This window comes from Pseudomonas sp. PD9R (assembly GCF_019200975.1).
GTDB lineage: Bacteria > Pseudomonadota > Gammaproteobacteria > Pseudomonadales > Pseudomonadaceae > Aquipseudomonas.
In genome coordinates, this window is the sequence record NZ_JAHTMR010000008.1 from 255,333 (window position 1) to 277,649 (window position 22,317).

General features: G+C 58.9%; 22 protein-coding genes. 10 read left to right on the forward strand and 12 right to left on the reverse strand.

All coding sequences use genetic code 11. The annotated features are described in order from the left end of the window. Window positions 1-160: 160 nt before the first annotated feature. Together rep and KUF73_RS17770 are read left to right on the forward strand one after the other, a co-directional pair. Window positions 161-2,170, forward strand: a complete 2,010-nt coding sequence (rep, locus tag KUF73_RS17765; RefSeq protein ID WP_218439357.1) for a DNA helicase Rep — start codon at window positions 161-163, stop codon at window positions 2,168-2,170. Between the two features lie 57 nt (window positions 2,171-2,227). Then, on the forward strand, window positions 2,228-2,800 hold the full coding sequence (locus KUF73_RS17770; RefSeq protein WP_020799401.1) for a xanthine phosphoribosyltransferase: 573 nt from the start codon (window positions 2,228-2,230) through the stop codon (window positions 2,798-2,800). A 138-nt stretch (window positions 2,801-2,938) separates the two neighbouring features. Here KUF73_RS17770 and KUF73_RS17775 read toward each other — a convergent pair whose 3' ends face one another. The 6 genes from KUF73_RS17775 to dadA all read right to left on the reverse strand — a co-directional run bounded on the left by KUF73_RS17775 (window position 2,939) and on the right by dadA (window position 9,172). Beyond that, window positions 2,939-4,861, reverse strand: a complete 1,923-nt coding sequence (locus tag KUF73_RS17775) for an acetyl-CoA hydrolase/transferase C-terminal domain-containing protein (RefSeq protein ID WP_218439358.1) — start codon at window positions 4,859-4,861, stop codon at window positions 2,939-2,941. Between the two features lie 234 nt (window positions 4,862-5,095). Beyond that, the gene (locus KUF73_RS17780; protein WP_218439383.1) at window positions 5,096-5,512 is read right to left on the reverse strand and encodes a cytochrome c5 family protein; all 417 of its coding nucleotides are present in this window, start codon (window positions 5,510-5,512) and stop codon (window positions 5,096-5,098) included. Between the two features lie 182 nt (window positions 5,513-5,694). Then, window positions 5,695-6,243 (reverse strand): cupin domain-containing protein, encoded by a 549-nt coding sequence (locus tag KUF73_RS17785; protein ID WP_150716226.1) that lies wholly within the window; start codon window positions 6,241-6,243, stop codon window positions 5,695-5,697. A gap of 128 nt (window positions 6,244-6,371) precedes the next feature. Continuing rightward, window positions 6,372-7,445 (reverse strand): alanine racemase, encoded by a 1,074-nt coding sequence (alr, locus tag KUF73_RS17790; protein ID WP_218439359.1) that lies wholly within the window; start codon window positions 7,443-7,445, stop codon window positions 6,372-6,374. 97 nt (window positions 7,446-7,542) lie between these two features. Beyond that, window positions 7,543-7,896: a RidA family protein gene (locus tag KUF73_RS17795; protein WP_218439360.1), complete on the reverse strand. Its 354-nt coding sequence runs from the start codon at window positions 7,894-7,896 to the stop codon at window positions 7,543-7,545. Further along, window positions 7,868-9,172 (reverse strand): D-amino acid dehydrogenase, encoded by a 1,305-nt coding sequence (gene dadA / locus KUF73_RS17800; RefSeq protein WP_218439361.1) that lies wholly within the window; start codon window positions 9,170-9,172, stop codon window positions 7,868-7,870. Before dadA ends, KUF73_RS17795 begins: the two co-directional genes overlap by 29 nt. 157 nt (window positions 9,173-9,329) lie before the next feature. On the opposite strand from dadA, the gene KUF73_RS17805 reads away from it, so the two are divergent. Beyond that, on the forward strand, window positions 9,330-9,818 hold the full coding sequence (locus KUF73_RS17805) for an Lrp/AsnC ligand binding domain-containing protein (protein ID WP_095194410.1): 489 nt from the start codon (window positions 9,330-9,332) through the stop codon (window positions 9,816-9,818). An 83-nt stretch (window positions 9,819-9,901) separates the two neighbouring features. On the opposite strand, the gene KUF73_RS17810 is transcribed toward KUF73_RS17805, so the two are convergent. Then, window positions 9,902-10,255 (reverse strand): YkgJ family cysteine cluster protein, encoded by a 354-nt coding sequence (locus KUF73_RS17810; protein WP_007947437.1) that lies wholly within the window; start codon window positions 10,253-10,255, stop codon window positions 9,902-9,904. 147 nt (window positions 10,256-10,402) lie between these two features. On the opposite strand from KUF73_RS17810, the gene KUF73_RS17815 reads away from it, so the two are divergent. Then, window positions 10,403-11,704 (forward strand): FAD-binding oxidoreductase, encoded by a 1,302-nt coding sequence (locus KUF73_RS17815; protein WP_218439362.1) that lies wholly within the window; start codon window positions 10,403-10,405, stop codon window positions 11,702-11,704. 105 nt (window positions 11,705-11,809) lie between these two features. Here the strand turns inward: KUF73_RS17815 and KUF73_RS17820 are convergent, their stop codons facing one another. After that, window positions 11,810-12,055, reverse strand: a complete 246-nt coding sequence (locus KUF73_RS17820) for a DUF1127 domain-containing protein (RefSeq protein WP_218439363.1) — start codon at window positions 12,053-12,055, stop codon at window positions 11,810-11,812. Window positions 12,056-12,234: 179 nt separating this feature from the next. Here KUF73_RS17820 and KUF73_RS17825 point away from each other — a divergent pair, with 179 nt between their 5' ends. After that, window positions 12,235-13,668, forward strand: a complete 1,434-nt coding sequence (locus tag KUF73_RS17825; RefSeq protein WP_218439364.1) for a PLP-dependent aminotransferase family protein — start codon at window positions 12,235-12,237, stop codon at window positions 13,666-13,668. A 60-nt stretch (window positions 13,669-13,728) separates the two neighbouring features. After that, on the forward strand, window positions 13,729-15,297 hold the full coding sequence (locus KUF73_RS17830) for a phospholipase D family protein (protein ID WP_218439365.1): 1,569 nt from the start codon (window positions 13,729-13,731) through the stop codon (window positions 15,295-15,297). Window positions 15,298-15,374: 77 nt separating this feature from the next. On the opposite strand, the gene KUF73_RS17835 is transcribed toward KUF73_RS17830, so the two are convergent. Continuing rightward, entirely contained in the window at window positions 15,375-16,520 is a 1,146-nt protein-coding gene (locus KUF73_RS17835; RefSeq protein ID WP_218439366.1) for an MFS transporter, read from the reverse strand. Window positions 16,521-16,706: 186 nt separating this feature from the next. Beyond that, window positions 16,707-18,200: an aldehyde dehydrogenase gene (locus KUF73_RS17840; RefSeq protein ID WP_218439367.1), complete on the reverse strand. Its 1,494-nt coding sequence runs from the start codon at window positions 18,198-18,200 to the stop codon at window positions 16,707-16,709. Window positions 18,201-18,459: 259 nt separating this feature from the next. On the opposite strand from KUF73_RS17840, the gene KUF73_RS17845 reads away from it, so the two are divergent. The 3 genes from KUF73_RS17845 (at window position 18,460) to KUF73_RS17855 (ending at window position 19,499) form a co-directional block, all read left to right on the forward strand. Continuing rightward, window positions 18,460-18,822 carry a cupin domain-containing protein gene (locus KUF73_RS17845; protein ID WP_218439368.1) on the forward strand — a complete coding sequence of 121 codons (363 nt, stop codon included), beginning with the start codon at window positions 18,460-18,462 and terminating at the stop codon, window positions 18,820-18,822. Between the two features lie 109 nt (window positions 18,823-18,931). Continuing rightward, window positions 18,932-19,153, forward strand: a complete 222-nt coding sequence (locus KUF73_RS17850; protein WP_218439369.1) for a hypothetical protein — start codon at window positions 18,932-18,934, stop codon at window positions 19,151-19,153. A 70-nt stretch (window positions 19,154-19,223) separates the two neighbouring features. Beyond that, window positions 19,224-19,499 carry an I78 family peptidase inhibitor gene (locus KUF73_RS17855; protein WP_218439370.1) on the forward strand — a complete coding sequence of 92 codons (276 nt, stop codon included), beginning with the start codon at window positions 19,224-19,226 and terminating at the stop codon, window positions 19,497-19,499. 85 nt (window positions 19,500-19,584) lie between these two features. Here KUF73_RS17855 and rpmG read toward each other — a convergent pair whose 3' ends face one another. Then, window positions 19,585-19,740: a 50S ribosomal protein L33 gene (rpmG, locus tag KUF73_RS17860; protein ID WP_007894709.1), complete on the reverse strand. Its 156-nt coding sequence runs from the start codon at window positions 19,738-19,740 to the stop codon at window positions 19,585-19,587. 11 nt (window positions 19,741-19,751) lie between these two features. Further along, entirely contained in the window at window positions 19,752-19,985 is a 234-nt protein-coding gene (gene rpmB / locus KUF73_RS17865; protein WP_007894701.1) for a 50S ribosomal protein L28, read from the reverse strand. A 446-nt stretch (window positions 19,986-20,431) separates the two neighbouring features. Here rpmB and KUF73_RS17870 point away from each other — a divergent pair, with 446 nt between their 5' ends. After that, window positions 20,432-22,018, forward strand: coding sequence for an ABC transporter substrate-binding protein (locus KUF73_RS17870; protein ID WP_218439371.1), 1,587 nt, complete (start codon window positions 20,432-20,434; stop codon window positions 22,016-22,018). Window positions 22,019-22,317: the final 299 nt, after the last annotated feature.

Here is a 22,317-nt window from a genome sequence, read left to right on the forward strand (position 1 = left end):
ATTACGAACATTAGACGCAATTTCTTCGCGCATCCTGCGTGAAAGTAACAAAACCGGCAAATAGAGATCGCGTTGTACGTCACAAGTCGGAGAGACCAGCACAAATCGCTGAGCCTGTTAAAATGCCGGCCCATTTCGTGACTGACTCCTGAATTTACGTATGTCCCGACTCAATCCCCGGCAGCAAGAAGCCGTGAACTACGTCGGCGGCCCTCTATTGGTGCTCGCCGGTGCTGGCTCCGGCAAGACCAGCGTGATCACGCGCAAGATTGCCCACTTGATACAAAACTGTGGCATCCGCGCCCAGTACATCGTCGCCATGACCTTTACCAACAAGGCCGCGCGCGAGATGAAGGAGCGGGTCGGCACCCTGCTGCGCGCCGGTGAAGGCCGCGGTTTGACGGTGTGCACCTTCCACAACCTTGGCTTGAACATCATCCGCAAGGAACACGTGCGACTGGGCTACAAACCGGGCTTCTCGATCTTCGACGAGACCGACGTCAAGGCCCTGATGACCGACATCATGCAGAAGGAATACTCGGGCGACGATGGCGTCGACGAGATCAAGAACATGATCGGTGCCTGGAAGAACGACCTGATCCTGCCGCCCCAGGCCCTGGAAAACGCGCGCAACCCCAAGGAGCAGACCGCCGCCATCGTCTACACCCACTACCAGCGCACGCTCAAAGCGTTCAACGCGGTGGACTTCGACGACTTGATCCTGCTGCCAGTGAAGCTGTTCGAAGAACACGCCGACATCCTGGAGAAGTGGCAGAACAAGGTGCGCTACCTGCTGGTGGACGAATACCAGGACACCAACGCCAGCCAGTACCTGCTGGTGAAAATGCTCATCGGCAAACGCAACCAGTTCACCGTGGTGGGCGACGATGACCAATCGATTTACGCCTGGCGCGGCGCCCGCCCGGAAAACCTGATGCTGCTCAAGGACGACTACCCGTCCTTGAAAGTGGTGATGCTGGAGCAGAACTATCGCTCCACCAGCCGCATCCTGCGCTGCGCCAACGTGCTGATCTCGAACAACCCGCACGAGTTCGAAAAACAGCTGTGGAGTGAAATGGGCCACGGCGACGAAATCCGCGTGATCCGCTGCCGCAACGAAGACGCCGAAGCCGAGCGCGTTGCCGTGGAAATCCTCAGCCTGCACCTGCGCACCGACCGTCCGTACAGCGATTTCGCGATCCTCTATCGCGGTAACTACCAGGCCAAGCTGATCGAGCTGAAGTTGCAACACCATCAGGTGCCATATCGCCTGTCCGGCGGTAACAGCTTCTTCGGACGTCAGGAAGTGAAAGACCTGATGGCCTACTTCCGCCTGATCGTGAACCCGGATGATGACAACGCCTTCCTTCGGGTGATCAACGTGCCGCGCCGGGAAATCGGGTCGACGACGCTGGAGAAGCTGGGCAACTACGCCACCGAGCGAAAAATCTCGATGTACGCCGCCACCGACGAAATCGGCCTGGGCGAACACCTGGATTCGCGGTTCACCGATCGCCTGTCGCGCTTCAAGCGCTTCATGGACAGGGTCCGCGAACAGTGCGCCGGCGAAGACCCGATCTCGGCCCTGCGCAGCATGGTCATGGACATCGACTACGAGAACTGGCTGCGTACCAACAGCTCCAGCGATAAAGCCGCCGACTACCGCATGGGCAACGTCTGGTTCCTGATCGAGGCGTTGAAAAACACCCTCGAAAAAGACGAAGAAGGCGAGATGACCGTCGAGGACGCCATCGGCAAGCTGGTGCTGCGCGACATGCTGGAGCGTCAGCAGGAAGAGGAAGACGGCGCCGAAGGCGTGCAAATGATGACCTTGCACGCTTCCAAGGGCCTGGAATTTCCCTACGTGTTCATCATGGGCATGGAAGAGGAAATCCTCCCGCACCGTTCCAGCATCGAAGCCGACACCATCGAAGAAGAACGCCGCCTGGCCTACGTTGGGATTACCCGTGCGCGCCAGACCCTGGCGTTCACCTTCGCCGCCAAGCGTAAGCAATACGGCGAGATCATCGACTGCGCCCCAAGCCGCTTCCTCGATGAACTGCCACCGGACGATCTGGCCTGGGAAGGCAATGACGACACCCCGACCGAGGTCAAAGCCGTTCGCGGCAATAGCGCATTGGCGGATATACGCGCGATGTTAAAGCGCTAGAATTGACCACTTTTAATTAGACCTTCGGCGCAAAAGACGCCAAACGAGGACAGCTTCATGGAAGCCCTGCACAAGAAAATTCGCGAAGAAGGCATCGTGCTTTCCGATCAGGTCCTGAAAGTCGACGCCTTTCTGAACCACCAGATCGACCCGGCCCTGATGAAGCTGATCGGCGACGAATTCGCCACGCTGTTCAAGGACTCGGGCATCACCAAGATCGTCACCATCGAAGCCTCGGGTATTGCCCCGGCGATCATGACCGGTCTGAACCTGGGCGTGCCGGTGATTTTCGCCCGCAAGCACCAGTCCCTGACCCTGACCGAAAACCTGCTGTCGGCGACCGTGTACTCGTTCACCAAGCAGACCGAAAGCACCGTGGCGATTTCCCCGCGCCACCTGACCAGCAGCGACCGCGTGCTGATCATCGATGACTTTTTGGCCAACGGTAAGGCGTCCCAGGCGCTGATTTCGATCATCAAACAGGCCGGCGCGACCGTGGCGGGTTTGGGGATCGTGATCGAGAAGTCGTTCCAGGGTGGCCGTGCTGAACTGGATGCGCAGGGCTATCGTGTTGAATCGCTGGCGCGCGTGCAGTCGCTGGCCGGTGGTGTTGTAACCTTCATCGAGTAAGGGCGATGCGTTTTTTCTGACGGACCGCGTCATCGTTCCTCGCGGGCAAGCCTCGCTCCTACAAGTTATATGTCGTGCCAAATTATGTGGTCGACATAAACCCTGTAGGAGCGAGGCTTGCCCGCGAAGGCGTCCTCACTACAGTGCAGTAATTTTCAGGCCGGTGAGCAGCAATCGCTGAAACAAGTCCTCCTTCAACCCGTCCGGATTCGTTAGCTGCATCCGCTTCAAATGCTCGGGAAATGCCGAAGGCTCCGGCGCATCCAGCGCAGCCTTGCCCAACTCCAGAATCTCCGTCAGCTTGAATTTGCTCTTGAGCCAGTTCAGCGCCCGCAACAGATCACGCTCCACTTCGGTGAAATCACATCCCAGCGGATACTCCGGAAACAGGTTCGAATGCCGTACCTGAATCGCCTGCAACCGCTGTGGGTTGTTGTCGGCAAAACGTGGATCAAGACAAAAATCCTTCGGCAACTTGCCCACCTTCTGCGCCTGCTCGATCAGCCCTGACTGGAAGCGTGAATCGCTGATATTCAGCAACGCTTCAATCACCGCCGCATCGGTTTTGCCGCGCAGATCGGCGATGCCATATTCGGTGATCACAATGTCACGCAGGTGCCGCGGGATCGTGCAGTGGCCGTATTCCCAGACAATGTTCGAACTGACGTCACCCCCCGACTCGCGCCAGCTGCGAAGTAGCAGCACCGAACGAGCGCCTTCCAGCGCATGCCCTTGCGCCACGAAGTTGTATTGCCCGCCGACACCGCTGAGCACACGCCCGTCTTCCAATTGATCGGCCACGCCGGCACCGAGCAGGGTCATGGTGAACGCGGTGTTGATGAACCGCGCATCGAGGCGCTGCAAGCGTTTGAGCTCTTCCTGACCGTACAGCTCGTTAATGTAGCTGATGCGGGTCATGTTGAATTCAAGTCGCTTGCCGTGCGGCAACTCACGCAAGCGTTCGTAGAAGCTGCGTGGCCCAAGGAAGAAACCGCCATGCACCGAGATCCCGTCAGTCTGCGCGGCTTCATCGAGGGTGCCGGCATTCGCCTGTTGTTGAGTCAGCACATCCGGGTAGACCTTGCGCCGCACGATCCCCGCGTCGGCCAGCACCAGCAAGCCGTTGACGAACATTTCGCTGCAACCGTACAAGCCTTTGGCGAAGGGTTCCAGGCCGCCTTCGCGCTCGATCAGTTGCGCCCACTGGCTGAGATTCACATCTGCCAGCAACGCCTTGTAACCGCCGTTATCGGCCTGACGCGCCAGCAATGCGGCGGTCAGCGCATCGCCCATGGCGCCGATGCCGATCTGTAACGTGCCGCCATCGCGCACCAGCGTGCTGGCGTGCAACCCGATGAAATGATCCTGAAACCCGACTGGCATATTCGGCGTGGAGAACAGCGTGGTGCTGTCCTTCTGGTCGATCAGCAGGTCGAAGCTGTCGATACCGACTTCGGCATCACCGGGCATGTAAGGCAGATCGCTGTGCACCTGGCCGACCATCAGGATCGTCTCCCCGGCGGCGCGACGCTTGGCGATCATCGGCAACAGGTCAAGGGTGATGTCCGGGTTGCAGCTGAGACTCAGGCGGTCGGGGTGCTCGCTGTGGCTGGCCACCAGTTGCGCCACCAGATTCAAACCGGCGGCATTGATGTCCCGGGCGGCATGACTGTAGTTGCTGCTGACGTAATCCTGCTGGGCCGATGCACTGTTGAGCAGGCTGCCGGGTTGCATGAAGAACTGCTGGATATGGATATTGCCTGGCAGGTTGTCGCGACGCAGTTCGGCAAGAAAATCCAGCTCTGGATAATCGCCAAAGACTCGTTCGGAAAAGGGTTCGAGAAAGCGCTTTTGCAAACCGTCGCCCAGTGCGGGTCGGCCAAGACACAGCGCGGTGTAGATCGTCAGTTGCCGCTGCGGCAATTGCGCGACGCGTTGATACAGCGCGTTGACGAAATGATTGGGTTTGCCCAGGCCCAAGGGCAGGCCCATGTGGATATGCGCCGGCAAACGCGCCAACACGTCATCGACCGCTTGCTCGATAGAACACAGCTGCACCATCCGATCCTCCCTTACATTCCATGAACTGGGGTTGGACCGAGCTTGCCGGGTCTTTGCTGCAAAAGCCAATCGGCCAACACCAAAACCAATGTAGGAGCTGCCGCAGGCTGCGATTTTTTGATGTTGATTGTTAAAAAACAAGATCAAAAAATCGCAGTCTTCGGCAGCGCCTACAGGGAAATCGCGGGCACAAAAAAGCCGCTCGCAAGCGGCTTTTTCGCGGAGGATGAAGGCTTATTTCAGGCCGGACATCTTCTCGATTGCGCCTTTGAGCTCAGAATCGGAGCAATCAGCGCAAGTGCCTTTTGGCGGCATGGAGTTGATACCGGTGATGGCTTTGGCCAGCAGGCCGTCGAGGCCGCCTTGTTCTTTGGCGCGTTTGCCCCAGTCCGCCGCATCACCGATTTTCGGCGAGCCCAACAGACCAGTACCGTGGCAAGCGTTGCAATGTTTTGCAATCACTTCGTCAGGTGTCTTGGCACCGCCACCACCGCCAGCAGCAGTAGCGACTTCCATACCCTTGCACTCTTTACCCTGAACACAGACCTGGCCGACCGGCTCAAGGCGTTTAGCGATATCGTCATTGGTCGCAGCTTGAGCGCTGGCAGCCCAGAGGGCCAATGCAGTTGCTGGTACGGCCAGCATTTTCATAATTAGGTTCACGCGTTCACCCTCAATGGTGGCTAGTCACGCCTACGGCCACGGTTCGCAGGCGGGCGCAAGTATAGCGGTAAGCCCGCGACACTGAAACAACCCCAAAGACGAAGGGGTCTTGTTGCGCAACGGTAAAACAGCTCGGGTGCCTCGGCCATGCTGGCAGGGCGCCTCTTTTGTTAAAAGTTCGCGGGTGTAGCTGCGCTGATTAGTCGCGCCGGCGCATCGAACGGATTACGGAAACGATGCGGCTTGGTACTTTCAAAGTAGTAGCTATCACCAGCTTCGAGCACAAAAGTTTCCAGCCCGACCACCAGTTCCAGTTTGCCTTCGACCAAAATGCCGGTTTCCTCGCCCTCATGGGTGAGCATCTCGTCACCCGTGTCGGCGCCTGGCGGGTAGATTTCATTGAGGAATGCGATAGCACGGCTCGGGTGCGCCCGGCCGACCAGCTTCATGGTCACTGCACCATCGGAAATATCGATCAGCTCGTTAGCTTTGTAGACGATCTGAGTCGGTTTTTCCTGCAGGATCTCTTCGGAAAAGAACTCGACCATGGACATGGGAATCCCGCCCAACACTTTACGCAGCGAACTGATCGAGGGGCTGACGCTGTTCTTCTCGATCATCGAAATCGTGCTGTTGGTGACGCCCGCGCGTTTGGCGAGTTCACGCTGCGAAAGACCTTTGAGCTTGCGGATTGATTGCAGTCGTTCACCGACGTCCAATGCTGGAGCCTCCAGGGATTCAGGTTGTTGGAATATTGAGCGTTATCATGGCGACAGCGTTCAGTATTTACAACACTTTGACCTGAATCCTGTTCGGGGAGTCGACTTCCGGTCCGGAGCTGTTTGCATCAAGCCCCGGAATAGAGCATTGGCACCCGGCGCAGGTTGCAGAAAATCTGGTAAGGAATCGTGCCGGCAGCGATGGCTACATCACTGGCGAGGATATTTTTGCCCCACAACTCAACGGTCGAGCCCAAGCCTGCCTGCGGCACGTCGGTTAAATCAATGCAAAGCATGTCCATCGACACCCGACCGATCAACTGACTGCGTTGGCCGGCGACCAGCACCGGCGTACCGGTAGGTGCCAGACGCGGGTAGCCGTCGGCGTAACCCAAGGCCACCACGCCAACACGCATCGGCTTCTGGGTGATGAATTTGGCGCCGTAGCCGATCGGCTCACCCGCCGGCAGTTCACGCACGCTGATCACTTTCGATTCGAGGGTCATCACCGGCTGCAGGCGTGAGGCAACGGCATTGGCTTCTTCGAAGGGGGTAGCGCCATAAAGCATGATGCCCGGACGCACCCAGTCGCTCGGAACCTGCGGCCAGCCCAGCACGGCTGGCGAGTTGCGCAGGCTGACTTCAGCCGACAACCCCTGACGCGCCGCTTCGAACACCGCGACCTGTTCGGCACTGGCCTGGCTGTTCAACTCATCGGCGCGGGCGAAGTGGCTCATCAGCACAATCTTCACGACTTTGCCGCTGGCCAGCAGCCGTTGATAAGCAGTCTGGTAATCCTTCGGATGCAGGCCCACTCGATGCATGCCCGAATCAAGCTTGAGCCAGACCGTGATCGGCTTGTTCAATGCAGCCTTCTCGATCGCTTCGAGCTGCCACAGCGAATGCACCACGCACCAGAAATCATGCTCGACGATCAGCGACAACTCATCGGCTTCAAAGAAACCTTCCAGCAACAACACCGGCGCACGAATGCCCGCGGCGCGCAGCTCTAGAGCTTCCTCGATGCAAGCCACGGCAAACCCGTCTGCCTCGGCTTCCAGCGCCTGGGCGCAACGTACTGCGCCATGGCCGTAGGCATCGGCCTTGATGACCGCGAGGGCCTTGGCCCCCGTGACTTCACGGGCGATTTGGTAGTTGTGACGCAGGGCTTGAAGGTCGATCAGGGCACGGGCAGGACGCATGGCGGCAGACTTCTGGTCGGTCGTTTGGAAGAAAAACCGGCGCTGGCTGACGGCGTGAACCGCCAATAGCACCGGGAGAGGGATCTTTCTGAAGCGCTTAAGGCAGAGCGGCTACAACCGACAGCTCAACCAGGATTTGCGGTTCGCACAGCTTCGCTTCAACGGTGGCGCGGGCCGGTGCGACGCCTTTTGGCAGCCACTTGTCCCAGACCGCGTTCATGCCTTCGAAGTGCGCGTTGATGTCTTTCAGGTAAATCGTTACCGACAGCAGACGATTCTTGTCGGTCCCGGCCAGATCGAGCAAACGCTCGATATTGGCGAGGGTCTCACGGGTCTGCTGTTCAATTCCGGCACTCATGTCATCGCCGACTTGCCCTGCCAGATACACGGTATTGCTGTGAACGACGATCTGGCTCATGCGCTCATTGGTGAGCTGGCGCTGGATTGACATGTTTTGCGGTCTCCTGACGTTTGTTGCCATAACGGGAAATATCGAGGCCTTCAGCGCTGATCTGCGGCGTTTTCTTCGCGATCAGGTCCGCCAGCAGGCGACCTGAACCACAAGCCATGGTCCAGCCAAGTGTGCCGTGACCAGTGTTGAGGAACAGGTTTTTGAACGGTGTGGCACCCACGATCGGCGTACCGTCCGGAGTGGTCGGACGCAGGCCGGTCCAGAAACTTGCCTGAGCCAGATCGCCGCCCTGAGGATAAAGGTCGTTGACGATCATCTCCAGGGTTTCACGCCGACGCGGGTTCAGCGACAGGTCAAAACCGGCGATCTCCGCCATGCCACCGACACGGATGCGGTTATCGAAACGGGTGATCGCGACCTTGTAGGTCTCGTCGAGAATGGTCGAGGTCGGGGCCATCGCCGGGTTGGTGATCGGCACGGTAAGGGAGTAACCCTTCAGCGGATACACCGGAGCCTTGATCCCCAGCGGCTTGAGCAATTGCGGCGAGTAGCTGCCGAGCGCCAAAACGTAGCGGTCAGCAGTTTCCAGTTTGCCGTCGATCCACACACCGTTGATGCGATCGCCGGCGAAGTCGAGGCGCTGGATGTCCTGGCCGAAACGGAACTGCACACCGAGGTTCGCGGCCATCTCTGCGAGCTTGGTGGTGAACATCTGGCAGTCGCCAGTCTGGTCGTTCGGCAGGCGCAGGGCACCGGCAAGGATGTCGGTAACGTTAGCCAGCGCCGGCTCAACGCGGGCAATGCCTTCGCGGTCGAGCAGTTCGAACGGCACACCGGACTCTTTCAGCACGGCGATGTCTTTCGCGGCGCCATCAAGCTGAGCCTGGGTGCGGAACAGTTGCGTAGTACCAAGGCTGCGGCCTTCGTAGGCAATACCGGTTTCGGCGCGCAGTTCGTCGAGGCAGTCACGGCTGTATTCGGACAGACGGACCATGCGCTCCTTGTTCACCGCGTAACGGCTGGCGGTGCAGTTGCGCAGCATCTGCGCCATCCACAGGTATTGGTCGATGTCGCCAGTGGCTTTGATTGCCAAAGGTGCGTGGCGCTCCAGCAGCCACTTGATGGCTTTGAGCGGCACGCCCGGCGCAGCCCACGGCGAGGCATAACCCGGCGAAACCTGGCCGGCGTTGGCGAAACTGGTCTCCATGGCAGCAGCTGGCTGCCGGTCAACAACCACCACTTCAAACCCGGCACGCGCCAGATAATAAGCACTGGTGGTACCGATGACGCCGCTACCCAAGACCATAACGCGCATTTTCATATCCCTCATCGCGGCGAACCGCTGACGTTTGTTGTTCAGAGCTTTAGATGTGCGCAGTGTAAAAAAGATTAGCCAGTGATTTTCACTATATAAGCGCCTATATTTGGCGACAATTCTCGGCAAAAACCCTTTTCACGGAGGCGCATCCCCTATGCGTACCAACACTCAGACCAAACGTGAGCTGGACAAGATCGACCGCAGCATCCTGCGGATCCTGCAAGCGGACGGGCGCATTTCCTTCACCGAGCTGGGGGAAAAGGTCGGGCTCTCGACCACGCCCTGCACCGAACGGGTCCGGCGCCTGGAGCGCGAAGGGATCATCATGGGCTACAACGCGCGGCTCAATCCGCAGCACCTCAAGGGTAGTCTTCTGGTGTTCGTCGAGATCAGTCTCGACTACAAATCCGGCGATACTTTCGAAGAGTTCCGACGCGCGGTCCTGAAGCTGCCCCACGTGCTGGAGTGCCATTTGGTGTCAGGGGATTTCGACTATCTGGTGAAGGCGCGGATTTCCGAGATGGCCTCGTACCGCAAGTTGCTGGGCGATATTTTGCTCAAGCTGCCGCATGTGCGCGAATCCAAGAGCTACATCGTGATGGAAGAGGTGAAAGAGAGCTTGAGTTTGCCGATTCCGGATTGAAGATCAAAAGATCGCAGCCTGCGGCAGCTCCTACAGGTGTACGCATTCCCATGTAGGAGCTGCCGCAGGCTGCGATCTTTTAGCTACACCAATACCTGCCGGGTACTGGCCATGTATTCATGAATCTGCTTTTCAACCCGCGGATGGATCAGCTCCACCGGCCCTCGCCCATTGGGGCATGGCAAGGTTTTAGTAGTGCCGAATAACCGGCAGATCAACGGCCGCTCGTCATACACGGTGCAACCGTTCGGCCCGAGATGGACGCAATTGAGTTCGTCCATTGCCGCATCCTGCTCGGCGCGGGTCTTGCGCGGCAGGCGGGACATTTCTTCCGGCGAGGTCGTCACCGGGCCACAGCAGTCATGGCATCCGGGCACGCACTCGAACGAGGGAATCTGCTGGCGCAGCGTGCGTATTTTCTGACTGTTACAGCTCATCGAAGCGGTGACCGATCTCGGAATAGAGCGGGATTCTGACGCAAAAGCACCGATCCAGACAGCAGCAACCGACCAGTGTTGCCCGGTTGCGAAAGTCCGGCTTATGCTCCGTCAAATTTTCTAAACACAAGAATCAGGATCACGCACATGACTGATCGTGTCCCGAACCACCGACACACCGCCTCCTATTACGCAGCCAGCAGCCTGCCGCAGCCGGTTCATCCGGTGCTTAAAGGCGAATTGCTAGCCGATGTGTGCGTGGTCGGTGGCGGGTTCTCGGGGTTGAACACGGCGCTCGAACTGGCCGAGCGTGGCCTCAGCGTGGTGCTGCTCGAAGCGCACAAAATCGGCTGGGGCGCCAGCGGGCGTAACGGCGGGCAGCTGATTCGCGGGGTTGGCCATGGCCTTGATCAGTTCGCCAACATCATCGGTGTCGATGGTGTGCGTCAGATGAAACTCATGGGCCTGGAAGCGGTGGAAATCGTCCGACAGCGCGTCGAGCGTTTTCAGATTCCCTGCGACTTGACCTGGGGCTACTGCGACCTGGCCAACAAGCCCCGCGACCTCGAAGGTTTCGCCGAGGACGCCGAAGAACTGCGCAGCCTCGGTTACCGCTACGAAACCCGCCTGCTGCAACCCCATGAAATGCATTCCGTGGTGGGATCGGATCGCTATGTCGGCGGGCTGATCGACATGGGTTCAGGGCACCTGCACCCGCTGAACCTGGCGCTGGGCGAAGCCGCTGCCGCGCAGCAATTGGGCGTGAAGCTGTTCGAGCAGTCGGCGGTCATGCGCATCGATTACGGTCCCGAGGTCAAAGTGCATACTGCCGAGGGTTCGGTTCGCGCCAAGACGTTGGTGCTGGGCTGCAACGCCTACCTCAATGGGCTCAATCCGCAACTGGGCGGCAAAGTGCTTCCAGCCGGCAGCTACATCATCGCTACCGAACCGTTGAGCGAGGAGCAGGCGCACGCCTTGCTGCCGCAAAACATGGCGGTCTGTGATCAACGGGTTGCGCTGGATTACTACCGACTCTCGGCGGACCGGCGTTTGCTGTTCGGCGGTGCTTGCCATTATTCGGGCCGAGACCCGAAAGATATTGCCGCCTACATGCGGCCGAAAATGCTGGAGGTCTTCCCGCAATTGGCCGGGGTGAAGATCGATTATCAATGGGGCGGGATGATCGGCATCGGTGCCAACCGCTTGCCGCAGATTGGCCGGCTCAAGGACCAACCGAACGTGTATTACGCACAGGCTTATTCCGGTCACGGCGTGAATGCCACGCATCTTGCGGGCAAGTTGCTGGCCGAGGCCATCAGCGGCCAGCAGAGCGGCGGGTTCGATCTGTTTGCCAAGGTGCCCCACATGACCTTTCCGGGCGGCAAGCATTTGCGCTCGCCGCTGCTTGCGCTGGGGATGTTGTGGCATCAGTTGAAAGAATTGGCTTAAACATAACCCTGTAGGAGCTGGCGCAGGCTGCGATCTTTTGATCTTGCTTTTTAAAATCAACATCAAAAGATCGCAGCCTGCGCCAGCTCCTACAGGGGGAACGGGTCATACATGCCAGAAAGGCTTGAGCCCCTCCTCCCGCGCCTGTTCACGCGTCAACCCGATATCCTTGAGTTGCTCGGGCGTCAGCGCCAGCAACGCCTTGCGCGTGTGCAGACGATGCCAGAACAGATCCCAGCTATTCAGGCAGGACGGGGCGTTGCGCATGGCTGCCTTTCGCGCGCCGTTGTCTTGCCCTGCCGCCAGTTCCTGACTGTGTAACGTCAGCCGCACATCGCTCAAGCCGTTCATTTTAAATGCTCCTGTTTACTTGGGTAGCCAGAGCTTTCATGATGCGTGGACGGTGAAAAGCGTTACAGATTCAACGCAGCTGTATTATTTCCATACAGATAAAGCCCTTCAGACTCTGAATCCTGAATTTCTGCGCCATCTGTACTGGTTACCCGAATCATCCACATCGAGACTGCGCCATGACCCTTTACGTCAATCTCGCCGAATTGCTCGGCACGCGTATCGAACAGGGCTTCTATCGCCCCGGTGACCGGCTGCCGTCGGTGCGGGCACTGAGCGTTGAACACGGGGTCAGCCTGAGCACGGTGCAGCAGGCGTACCGCGTGCTGGAAGACAGTGGATTGGCCACGCCAAAACCCAAGTCCGGGTATTTCGTACCGGTCAGTCGCGAGCTGCCGGAGCTGCCGGCGATTGGCCGCCCGGCGCAACGTCCTGTGGATATCTCGCAATGGGATCAGGTGCTGGAACTGATCCGCGCAGTGCCGCGCAAGGATGTGGTGCAACTGGGCCGAGGCATGCCCGACGTCACCTCCCCGACCATGAAACCCCTGCTGCGCGACCTCGCGCGGATCAGCCGGCGGCAAGACATGCCGGGCCTGTATTACGACAACATCCACGGCAACCTCGGACTGCGCGAACAGATCGCCCGCCTGATGCTCGACTCCGGCTGTCAACTGAGCCCCGGTGAACTCGTGGTTACGACGGGTTGCCATGAAGCCCTGTCTACCAGCATCCGTGCGATTTGCGAACCCGGCGATATCGTGGCCGTGGACTCGCCAAGCTTTCACGGTGCCATGCAGACGTTGAAAGGCCTGGGCATGAAAGCCCTGGAAATCCCCACCGACCCGCTCACCGGCATCAGCCTCGACGCACTGGAACTGGCATTGGAACAGTGGCCGATCAAGGCCATACAGTTGACCCCCAACTGCAACAATCCGCTGGGCTACATCATGCCGGAGTCACGCAAACGCGCGTTGCTGACGCTCGCACAGCGTTTTGACGTGGCAATTATCGAGGACGATGTGTATGGCGAATTGGCCTACACCTATCCGCGACCCCGCACGATCAAATCCTTCGACGAGGACGGTCGTGTCCTGCTGTGCAGTTCATTTTCCAAAACCCTGGCCCCCGGCTTGCGCATTGGCTGGGTCGCACCCGGCCGTTATCTGGAACGGGTGCTGCACATGAAATACATCAGCACCGGCTCTACCGCGCCGCAACCGCAGATTGCCATCGCCGAATTTCTCAAGGGCGGGCACTTCGAACCGCATTTGCGGCGGATGCGCACGCAATACCAGCGCAACCGCGACGCAATGATCGACTGGGTCACACGCTATTTCCCGGCAGGCACCCGCGCCAGCCGCCCGCAAGGCAGCTTCATGCTGTGGGTGGAGCTGCCGGAAGGCTTCGACACCCTGAAACTGAATCGCGCCTTGCACGACCAGGGCGTGCAGATTGCCGTCGGCAGCATCTTTTCCGCCTCAGGCAAATACCGTAATTGCCTGCGGATGAACTACGCTGCCAAACCAACAGCACAGATCGAAGAAGCCGTGCGCAAGGTCGGCGCGGCGGCGATCAAACTGCTGGCGGAAACCGACGATCTTAACGACTGACCTTTCAGCGGATACCAACGTCCATATGCCAAATCCTGCCGCCAATCGGAACGATCCCACGTGAGAGTCAGACAGCCCCTGCTTGCTCTTGTGTTACTCGCCTCGTTCCTTGGCGGCTGCGCCAGCTTCGATGTGCAGCGTGAGCCGAGCCAGGCGTTACCGGCGAGTGACTCGGCATTCGGGCGCTCAGTCCAGGCCCAGGCAGCGCCTCACCAAGGGCAATCCGGTTTTCGCTTGCTCTCCGACAGCACCGAGGCCTTCACTGCCCGCGCCGAGTTGATTCGCAATGCGCAAAGCAGCCTCGATTTGCAGTACTACATCGTTCATGACGGCATCAGCACGCGGATGCTGGTGAATGAACTGCTCATGGCCGCCGACCGAGGCGTGCGTGTGCGCATTCTGCTCGACGACACCACCAGCGATGGCCTGGACTGGACCATCGCCACACTGGCGGCACATCCGCAGATCCAGATTCGCGTATTCAACCCTCTGAACCTGGGCCGCAGCACGGGCGTGACTCGCACCCTGGGTCGTTTGTTCAACCTGTCGCAGCAACATCGGCGTATGCACAACAAGCTGTGGCTGGCGGACAACAGCATGGCCATTGTTGGCGGACGCAATCTGGGGGACGAGTATTTCGACGCCGAACCCAAGCTTAATTTCACCGACATCGACATGCTCGGTGTCGGCCCGGTCGCCGAGCAGTTGGGGCACAGTTTCGACCAATACTGGAACAGTGCCCTGAGCAAGCCGATCGACGAATTCCTGTCGAGCAAGCCGACAGCGAGGGATCTGGAAAACACCCGGACCCGACTGGAAGAATCCCTGGAAGAAACGCGCAAACAAAACCACGCGCTCTATCAGCACCTGATGACTTACACCACCCAGCCGCGCCTGGATATCTGGCGCAACGAGCTGATCTGGGCCTGGAACCAGGCGTTGTGGGACGCGCCGAGCAAAGTGCTGGCCAAGGGTGAACCCGATCCACAGTTGCTGCTGACCACGCAACTGGCCCCTGAGCTCGATGGCGTCAGCAAAGAACTGGTGATGATTTCGGCTTACTTCGTACCAGGGCAGCCAGGGCTGGTGTACCTGACCGGGCGAGCCAATGCCGGCGTATCCGTGCGACTTCTGACCAACTCACTGGAAGCCACGGATGTTCCGGCGGTGCATGGCGGGTACGCGCCGTATCGCAAAGCGTTGCTGGAACACGGCGTGCAATTGTTCGAATTGCGGCGCCAGCCCGGCGATGACAGCGGCAGCGGGCCACGGCTGTTTTCCAGCAAGTCCTATGGAGGTTCCGATTCCAGCCTGCACAGCAAGGCGATCATCTTCGACCAGAAGAAATCCTTCATCGGCTCGTTCAACTTCGACCCGCGCTCGGTGCTGTGGAACACCGAAGTCGGCGTGCTGGTGGACAGCCCAGAACTCGCGGCCCGCGTCCGCGAACTGGCGCTGCAAGGCATGGCGCCGCCCCTGAGCTACAAGGTTGAACTGGAAAACGACCAGGTCGTCTGGGTCACCGAAGACGACGGAAAAATGCACACCCTGACCAGGGAACCGGGCAGTTGGTGGCGGCGTTTTAATGCGTGGCTCAGTAATACGGTTGGGCTGGAAAAGATGCTCTGAAGATCAAAAGATCGCAGCCTTCGGCAGCTCCTACAGGTGATTTATGTAGGAGCTGTCGAAGGCTGCGATCTTTTGATTCATGCAGGCTCGGCAACCGCGCCAAACGCCCCTTGCCGCGACAGCAGAATCACCAACCCCAGCGCCCCCACCGCCATCAGCAACGGCAGCGCATGCCCGCTGATCCACTGACTGCCGGCACCGGCCAGCAATGGTCCGAGCAGACAGCCAATACCCCACAACTGCGCGATGTGCGCATTGGCCCGGACCAGCGCATCGTCGCGGTAGCGCTCGCCGATCAGGATCAGCGACAAGGTAAACAAACCGCCAGCGCTGGCGCCGAACAGCACCCACAACGGCCAGATCAGCAGCGTGTCGATCAGCAACGGGATCGCCAGGCTCGACACCAGCAAGACCACAGCACAACCGGTGAACAACGCGCGCCGTGACAAGTGATCTGCCAGCGCACCAATTGGCAATTGCAGGAGCGCATCCCCCACCACTACCGTACTGACCATCGCCAGAGCGATGTCCGTGGTGAAACCTTGTTGCAGGCAGTACACCGGCAATAGCGTGAGGATCATCGCTTCGAACGCGGCAAACAACGACACCGCCCAGCCAATCGCCGGCAGGCCACGGCAGAAGGTCAGCAAGTCACCGAAGGTCACGCTGCACGCCTCGCTGGTGGGGGCGCCGCTGCGGCCCAGCAACAGGAACGGCGCCGCTATCAGCAAACCGACGCCAACCCAGAAACCGTAATCGTGCTCGGTGCCGAGAACACCCAGTAGTATCGGGCCGGCCAGTTGGCTCAAGGCGTAACTACTGCCATAGAGAGCCACCAGCCGGCCACGCCACTTCTCGACCACCAGTTGATTGATCCAGCTTTCGCCGAGAATAAACACCAGCGTCAGGACCACCCCGATCATCAAGCGCAGTACCAGCCAGACCGGATAGCTCGGCAACAACGCCAGCAATCCGATAGACACGGCCCCGGCCCGCAGGCAAAGGCGCATCAGATTGGCCGTGCCCAGACGCGCCGCCAGATGGCTGGAGATTTTCGCCCCCAGCAGCACGCCAATGGCGGGCATCGCCGCCATCACGCCAATGGCAAACGAGCCGTAACCCCAGCTTTCCAGGCGAAACGACACCAGCGGCATGCTGACACCCAGGGCCAGGCCGACACTCAAGACAGACGCCAACACGGCGAAATACGTCGCCCAACGCATGTTCCACGCTCCTGTGGATATTATTTTTCAGATGCCACGAAACACTGTGGGAGCGAGCCTGCTCGCGATAGCAGTTTCACATTCAACATTGACGTCGACTGTCAGACCGCTATCGCGAGCAGGCTCGCTCCCACAGGGGATCTTTGTTGTATCGAGCCCCGGGATTGACCGGGACCCGCTACAAAATTACAACTTGATCCAGGTCGCCTTCAGTTCGGTGTACTTGTCGAACGCGTGCAGCGACTTGTCGCGACCATTGCCGGACTGCTTGAAGCCACCGAACGGTGCAGTCATGTCGCCGCCGTCGTACTGGTTGACCCACACGCTACCGGCACGCAGTGCACGGGCAGTCAGGTGAGCCTTGGAGATGTCGGCAGTCCAGACCGCAGCGGCCAGGCCGTAAGGCGTGTCGTTGGCGATCGCAACGGCTTCTTCTGCGCTGTCGAAAGTGATGACCGACAGGACCGGGCCGAAGATTTCTTCCTGAGCGATTTTCATCGCGTTGCTCACACCGTCGAAAATCGTCGGCTCAACGTAAGTGCCGCCGGTTTCCTGGAGGATGCGTTTGCCACCGGCCACCAGTTTGGCGCCATCGGTGTGACCCGATTCGATGTAGGACAGCACGGTATTCATTTGCTGTGTATCAACCAGTGCACCGACGTTGGTCGCCGGGTCCAGCGGGTTGCCTGGTTTCCAGGTTTTCAGCGCTTCGATGACCAGCGGCAGGAATTTATCCTTGATCGAACGCTCCACCAGCAGACGCGAACCCGCGGTGCAGACTTCACCCTGGTTGAAGGCGATGGCGCCGGCAGCCGCTTCGGCAGCTTCTTGCAGGTTCGGTGCATCGGCAAACACGATGTTCGGGCTCTTGCCGCCGGCTTCAAGCCAGACGCGCTTCATGTTCGACTCGCCGGAGTAGATCAGCAGTTGCTTGGCGATCTTGGTCGAACCGGTGAACACCAAGGTGTCGACATCGTTGTGCAGGGCCAGGGCCTTGCCAACGGTGTGACCGTAGCCCGGCAGGACGTTCAGCACGCCTTTCGGAATACCGGCTTCAACAGCCAGTTCAGCGATGCGGATGGCGGTCAGTGGAGATTTTTCCGACGGCTTGAGGATCACCGAGTTACCGGTAGACAGCGCCGGGCCGAGTTTCCAGCAGGCCATCATCAACGGGAAGTTCCACGGCACGATGGCGCCGACCACGCCGACCGGTTCGCGAGTCACCAGACCCAGCTGATCGTGCGGGGTAGCCGCCACTTCGTCGTAGATCTTGTCGATGGCTTCGCCGCTCCAGCTCAGGGCTTGCGCCGCGCCGGGAACGTCGATGTAGAGGGAGTCACTGATCGGCTTGCCCATGTCGAGGGTTTCAAGCAGGGCCAGTTCTTCGGCGTGTTTTTTCAGCAGGCCGGCGAAACGGATCATGGTGGATTTGCGCTTGGCCGGTGCAAGGCGCGACCACACGCCGGAATTAAAGGTGGCGCGGGCGTTTTCCACAGCGCGCTGGGCGTCGGCGGCGTCACAGCTGGCGATCTTGCCCAGCAGACGGCCATCAACCGGGCTGATGCATTCGAACGTCTCGGCGGAGACGGCGTCGGTGTATTCGCCGTTGATGTAGGCGCGGCCTTCGATCTTCAGATCGCGGGCACGTTGTTCCCAATCGGCACGGGTCAGGGTGGTCATGCGAGTGTCCTCCTCTTATTGAATACGACACCCGCGTTCTTCGCGGGCGCTGTCAGGAATTCTGCCCGGCCAGCCTGCAATTCGGCCCGAGGCAACCGCCACCCTAAACCAGCGGCAGGTGAAGTTTCAATATATTTGACACAAGACCGGCAAACGGCCTTGCGATGTTCATTTTAATAAACATAGACTTTGGTTCTTTCAGTGTCCGGCGAGACCGGACACCCACCACTCGCGTCGCAATCACGGGGGAATTACAACAATGAGCATCCAGAACGTCGTCGACTTCAGCCAAGCCACTACCGAGCCTGAGCGCTATCGCCCGGACCCGACCAAAGTACTCAAGGGCGACCCTGAGCAAGCCGTGTACAACCACTACAACAGTCCGTGCGGTCAGTTAAACGCCGGCGTGTGGGAAGGCGCCGTCGGCCAGTGGACGGTGAATTTCACTGAACATGAATATTGCGAAATCGTGCAGGGCGTTTCGGTTCTGCGTGACCTCGACGGCCACGCCAAGACGCTGCGCGTAGGCGATCGCTTCGTAATCCCGGCAGGCTTTCGTGGCACCTGGGAAGTGCTGGAGCCATGCCGCAAGATCTATGTGGCGTTTGAACAGAAGGTTTGAGACTCGCGATAAATAGTTACCGCACCGCATAGGCCGTGCAGACAGATCATTGACGGGTGCTTCGAAGGACGAAGCGCCTCGATAATGAACTGACCGCAAGGAAGCACCCATGCCAAACGCAACGACCTATACCGACGACCAAGTACTCGAACTGATCAAATCCGTCGTCGGCTCCCCTTATTCAGAAGAACTGCGCAAGCAGGTCGAAGATACGTCCGGCCGCCCTACTCGCCCGTGGGGAAACTATGTGGCGACTTACGACTCGCGCGCAGAACGCATCAACCTGAACATCAACGAAAACGACATCATCATTTCCATCTACTTCGGTTGACCCGCCAGGTGTGCCCGACATCCCGCGATAAAAAACGCATACGTTCCACCTTCACACGGAAGTGAAAAACATGAATACATTCCTCACCTCTGGCCTGCTGGCAGGCCTCAGCTTCGCAACCCTCGTGATGCCGGCGCATGCCGACGTGACGCCCAGGCAATGCGATATACGTTATGCCAAGCACCTGATAGGCCAACCGTTGTCACTGGCAGTCAAGGAGCAGGCACGCACCGAGGCAAACGCGGCCAGAGTCGTGGTCAATCGTCACACGCCGGAATTTGAGCCCAACCGTCTGCGAATCTTTACCGATTGGGACAACGCGATCAGCAACATGTACTGCGGCTGACCCTTCGGCCAGCCTTATTCACAGGGCAACAAAAAAGGCCCGTATCTTGCGATACGGGCCTTTTTCGTAAGTCAGGAAAAATCAATTACTTGATTTTGCCTTCCTTGTAGATCACGTGCTTGCGAACAACCGGATCAAATTTCTTGATCTCGATTTTGTCCGGAGTAGTACGCTTGTTTTTGTCGGTAGTGTAGAAGTGACCAGTACCGGCGCTCGAGATCAAACGAATCAATTCACGCATGATTATCTCCCTTAGATCTTGCCAGCTTTGCGGATTTCGGCCAGCACGACAGTGATGCCACGCTTGTCGATGATACGCATGCCTTTGGCAGATACGCGCAGACGCACAAAACGTTTCTCTTCTTCAACCCAGAAGCGGTGATGCTGCAGGTTCGGCAGGAAACGACGACGGGTTTTGTTGTTTGCGTGGGAAATGTTATTCCCAGTTACCGGACCCTTACCGGTAACTTGACATACTCTAGACATGCCTCAGCCCTCTAAAACCACATGCCCAACCCGGCATGGGTTGGCCGCTTAATCTCTCAGTCACTAGCGCCAGGCGCCGCGTTTCTTTAGAGGTCTTACCGGCTACACCTACAAGTGAAGGAACCGGGCCCCTAGAAAAGAGCGCTGCTTTATACCAGAAAGACTGGAGAGCAACAACATTCGGTGTGCGTTGAGTTAATAAAAACCCCACTTTTCAGGCTCCGGGCGCTTTGGATAAGGGCTGTCATCGGTTTTGACCGCTCGTCGCAGAGAATCTGCCAGACGCCCCAATCCAAGGTTTTCCCAACCGGAGCTCACCAAAATCAGGCGCCTATAGTCCCCTTAAAATGAAAAAGGGGATAGTCATTTGCAAAAGAGCCCACTAGGGTAAGCCTTTTCCAGACTGCACTTGCAGATGGGCCTTCGATCTGTAAAGGAATCCGACCATGCGCCTCGCTGCCCTACCGCTGTTGCTCGCCCCGCTTCTGCTGAGCCCACAGGCCTTCGCCGCCGCCTTGAGCGTCTGCACCGAGGCCAGCCCCGAAGGGTTCGACGTGGTGCAATACAACTCGCTAACCACCACCAACGCCTCGGCCGATGTACTGATGAACCGTCTGGTGGACTTCGACACCGCCAGCGGCAAAGTGGTCGCCAGCCTCGCGGACAGCTGGGAAGTCAGCCCTGACGGCCTGATCTACGTCTTCAAGCTGCACCCACAGGTGAAATTCCACCGCACCGACTACTTCAGCCCGACCCGCGATTTGACCGCCGAAGACGTCAAATTCAGCTTCGACCGCATGCTCGATCCCGCCAACCCATGGCATCAAGTGGCCCAGAGCGGCTTCCCGCACGCGCAATCGATGCAATTGCCAGCTTTGATCAAGAAGATCGACGCCCTCGACCCGCTGACAGTGCGCTTTACCCTCGATCACCCGGACTCGACCTTCCTAGCCACTCTGAGCATGGGTTTCGCCTCGATCTATTCGGCTGAATACACCGATAAATTGATGAAGGCCGGCACCCCGGAGAAGCTCAATAGCCAGCCAATCGGCACCGGTCCGTTCGTTTTTACGCGCTTCCAGAAAGACGCCTCGGTCCGTTACAAGGCCAACCCGGACTACTTCCGTGGCAAGCCATCTGTGGACCCGCTGATCTTCGCTATCACCCCGGACGCCAACGTTCGCCTGCAGAAATTGCGCCGCAACGAATGCCAGATTGCCCTGTCGCCCAAGCCTCTGGACGTACAAGCGGCACTGAAAGAGCCGACCTTGAAAGTGGAAAAGACTGACGCGTTCATGACTGCGTTCGTCGGCATCAACAGCCAGCATCCGCCATTGGACAAGCCGGAAGTGCGACAGGCGATCAACCTCGCCTTTGACAAGGCCAACTACATCAAAGCCGTGTTCGAGGACACCGCCGAGCCCGCCAACGGCCCGTACCCGCCGAACACCTGGAGCTACGCGAAAACTCTGCCGGGCTACCCGCATGACGTCCAGAAGGCCAAGGCATTGATGGCCAAGGCCGGGCTCAAGGACGGCTTCCAGACTACCATCTGGACCCGTCCGTCGGGCAGCCTGCTGAATCCGAACCCAAGCCTCGGCGCGCAAATGCTGCAGTCCGACCTCGCGGAAATCGGCATCCAGGCCGAAATTCGCGTGATCGAATGGGGCGAGCTGATCCGCCGCGCCAAGGCTGGTGAACACGACCTGCTGTTCATGGGCTGGGCCGGCGACAACGGCGACCCGGACAACTTCCTCACCCCGCAGTTTTCCTGCGCGGCGGTCAAGTCCGGCACCAACTTCGCCCGCTACTGCAACCAGGATCTCGACAAGCTGATCAGCGCCGGCAAAACCACCGGCGAGCAAGGTGTGCGCACCAAGCTTTACGAACAAGCGCAGGCGCAGATTCAGCAACAGGCCCTGTGGCTGCCGCTGGCCCACCCGACCGCGTTCGCCCTGACCCGCAAGGATGTCGAGGGCTACTCGGTCAGCCCGTTCGGCCGTCAGGATTACTCGACGGTCAACATCAAATAACCCCACCCCCTGTAGGAGCTGACGAGTGAAACGAGGCTGCGATCTTTTGATCTGAAAAACAAAATCAAAAAATCGCAGCCTTCGGCAGCTCCTTGTATCTCGACTATCGCTCCGTCAGGAGCGATAGTTCTCGACTGATCATCGAGGGAGGGACCTGGAAGCCGCGCAGCTCCTTAGGCTTTTTGCCTGCAATGTAGATCGTGCTCCTACCCTCCACACTCACTCGTATAGTTCGAACGGTATCTTGGGCCCGTCCTTGGCGAGAGCCCGCATTTGCAAGGTTGGACAGAGTGCAGTGA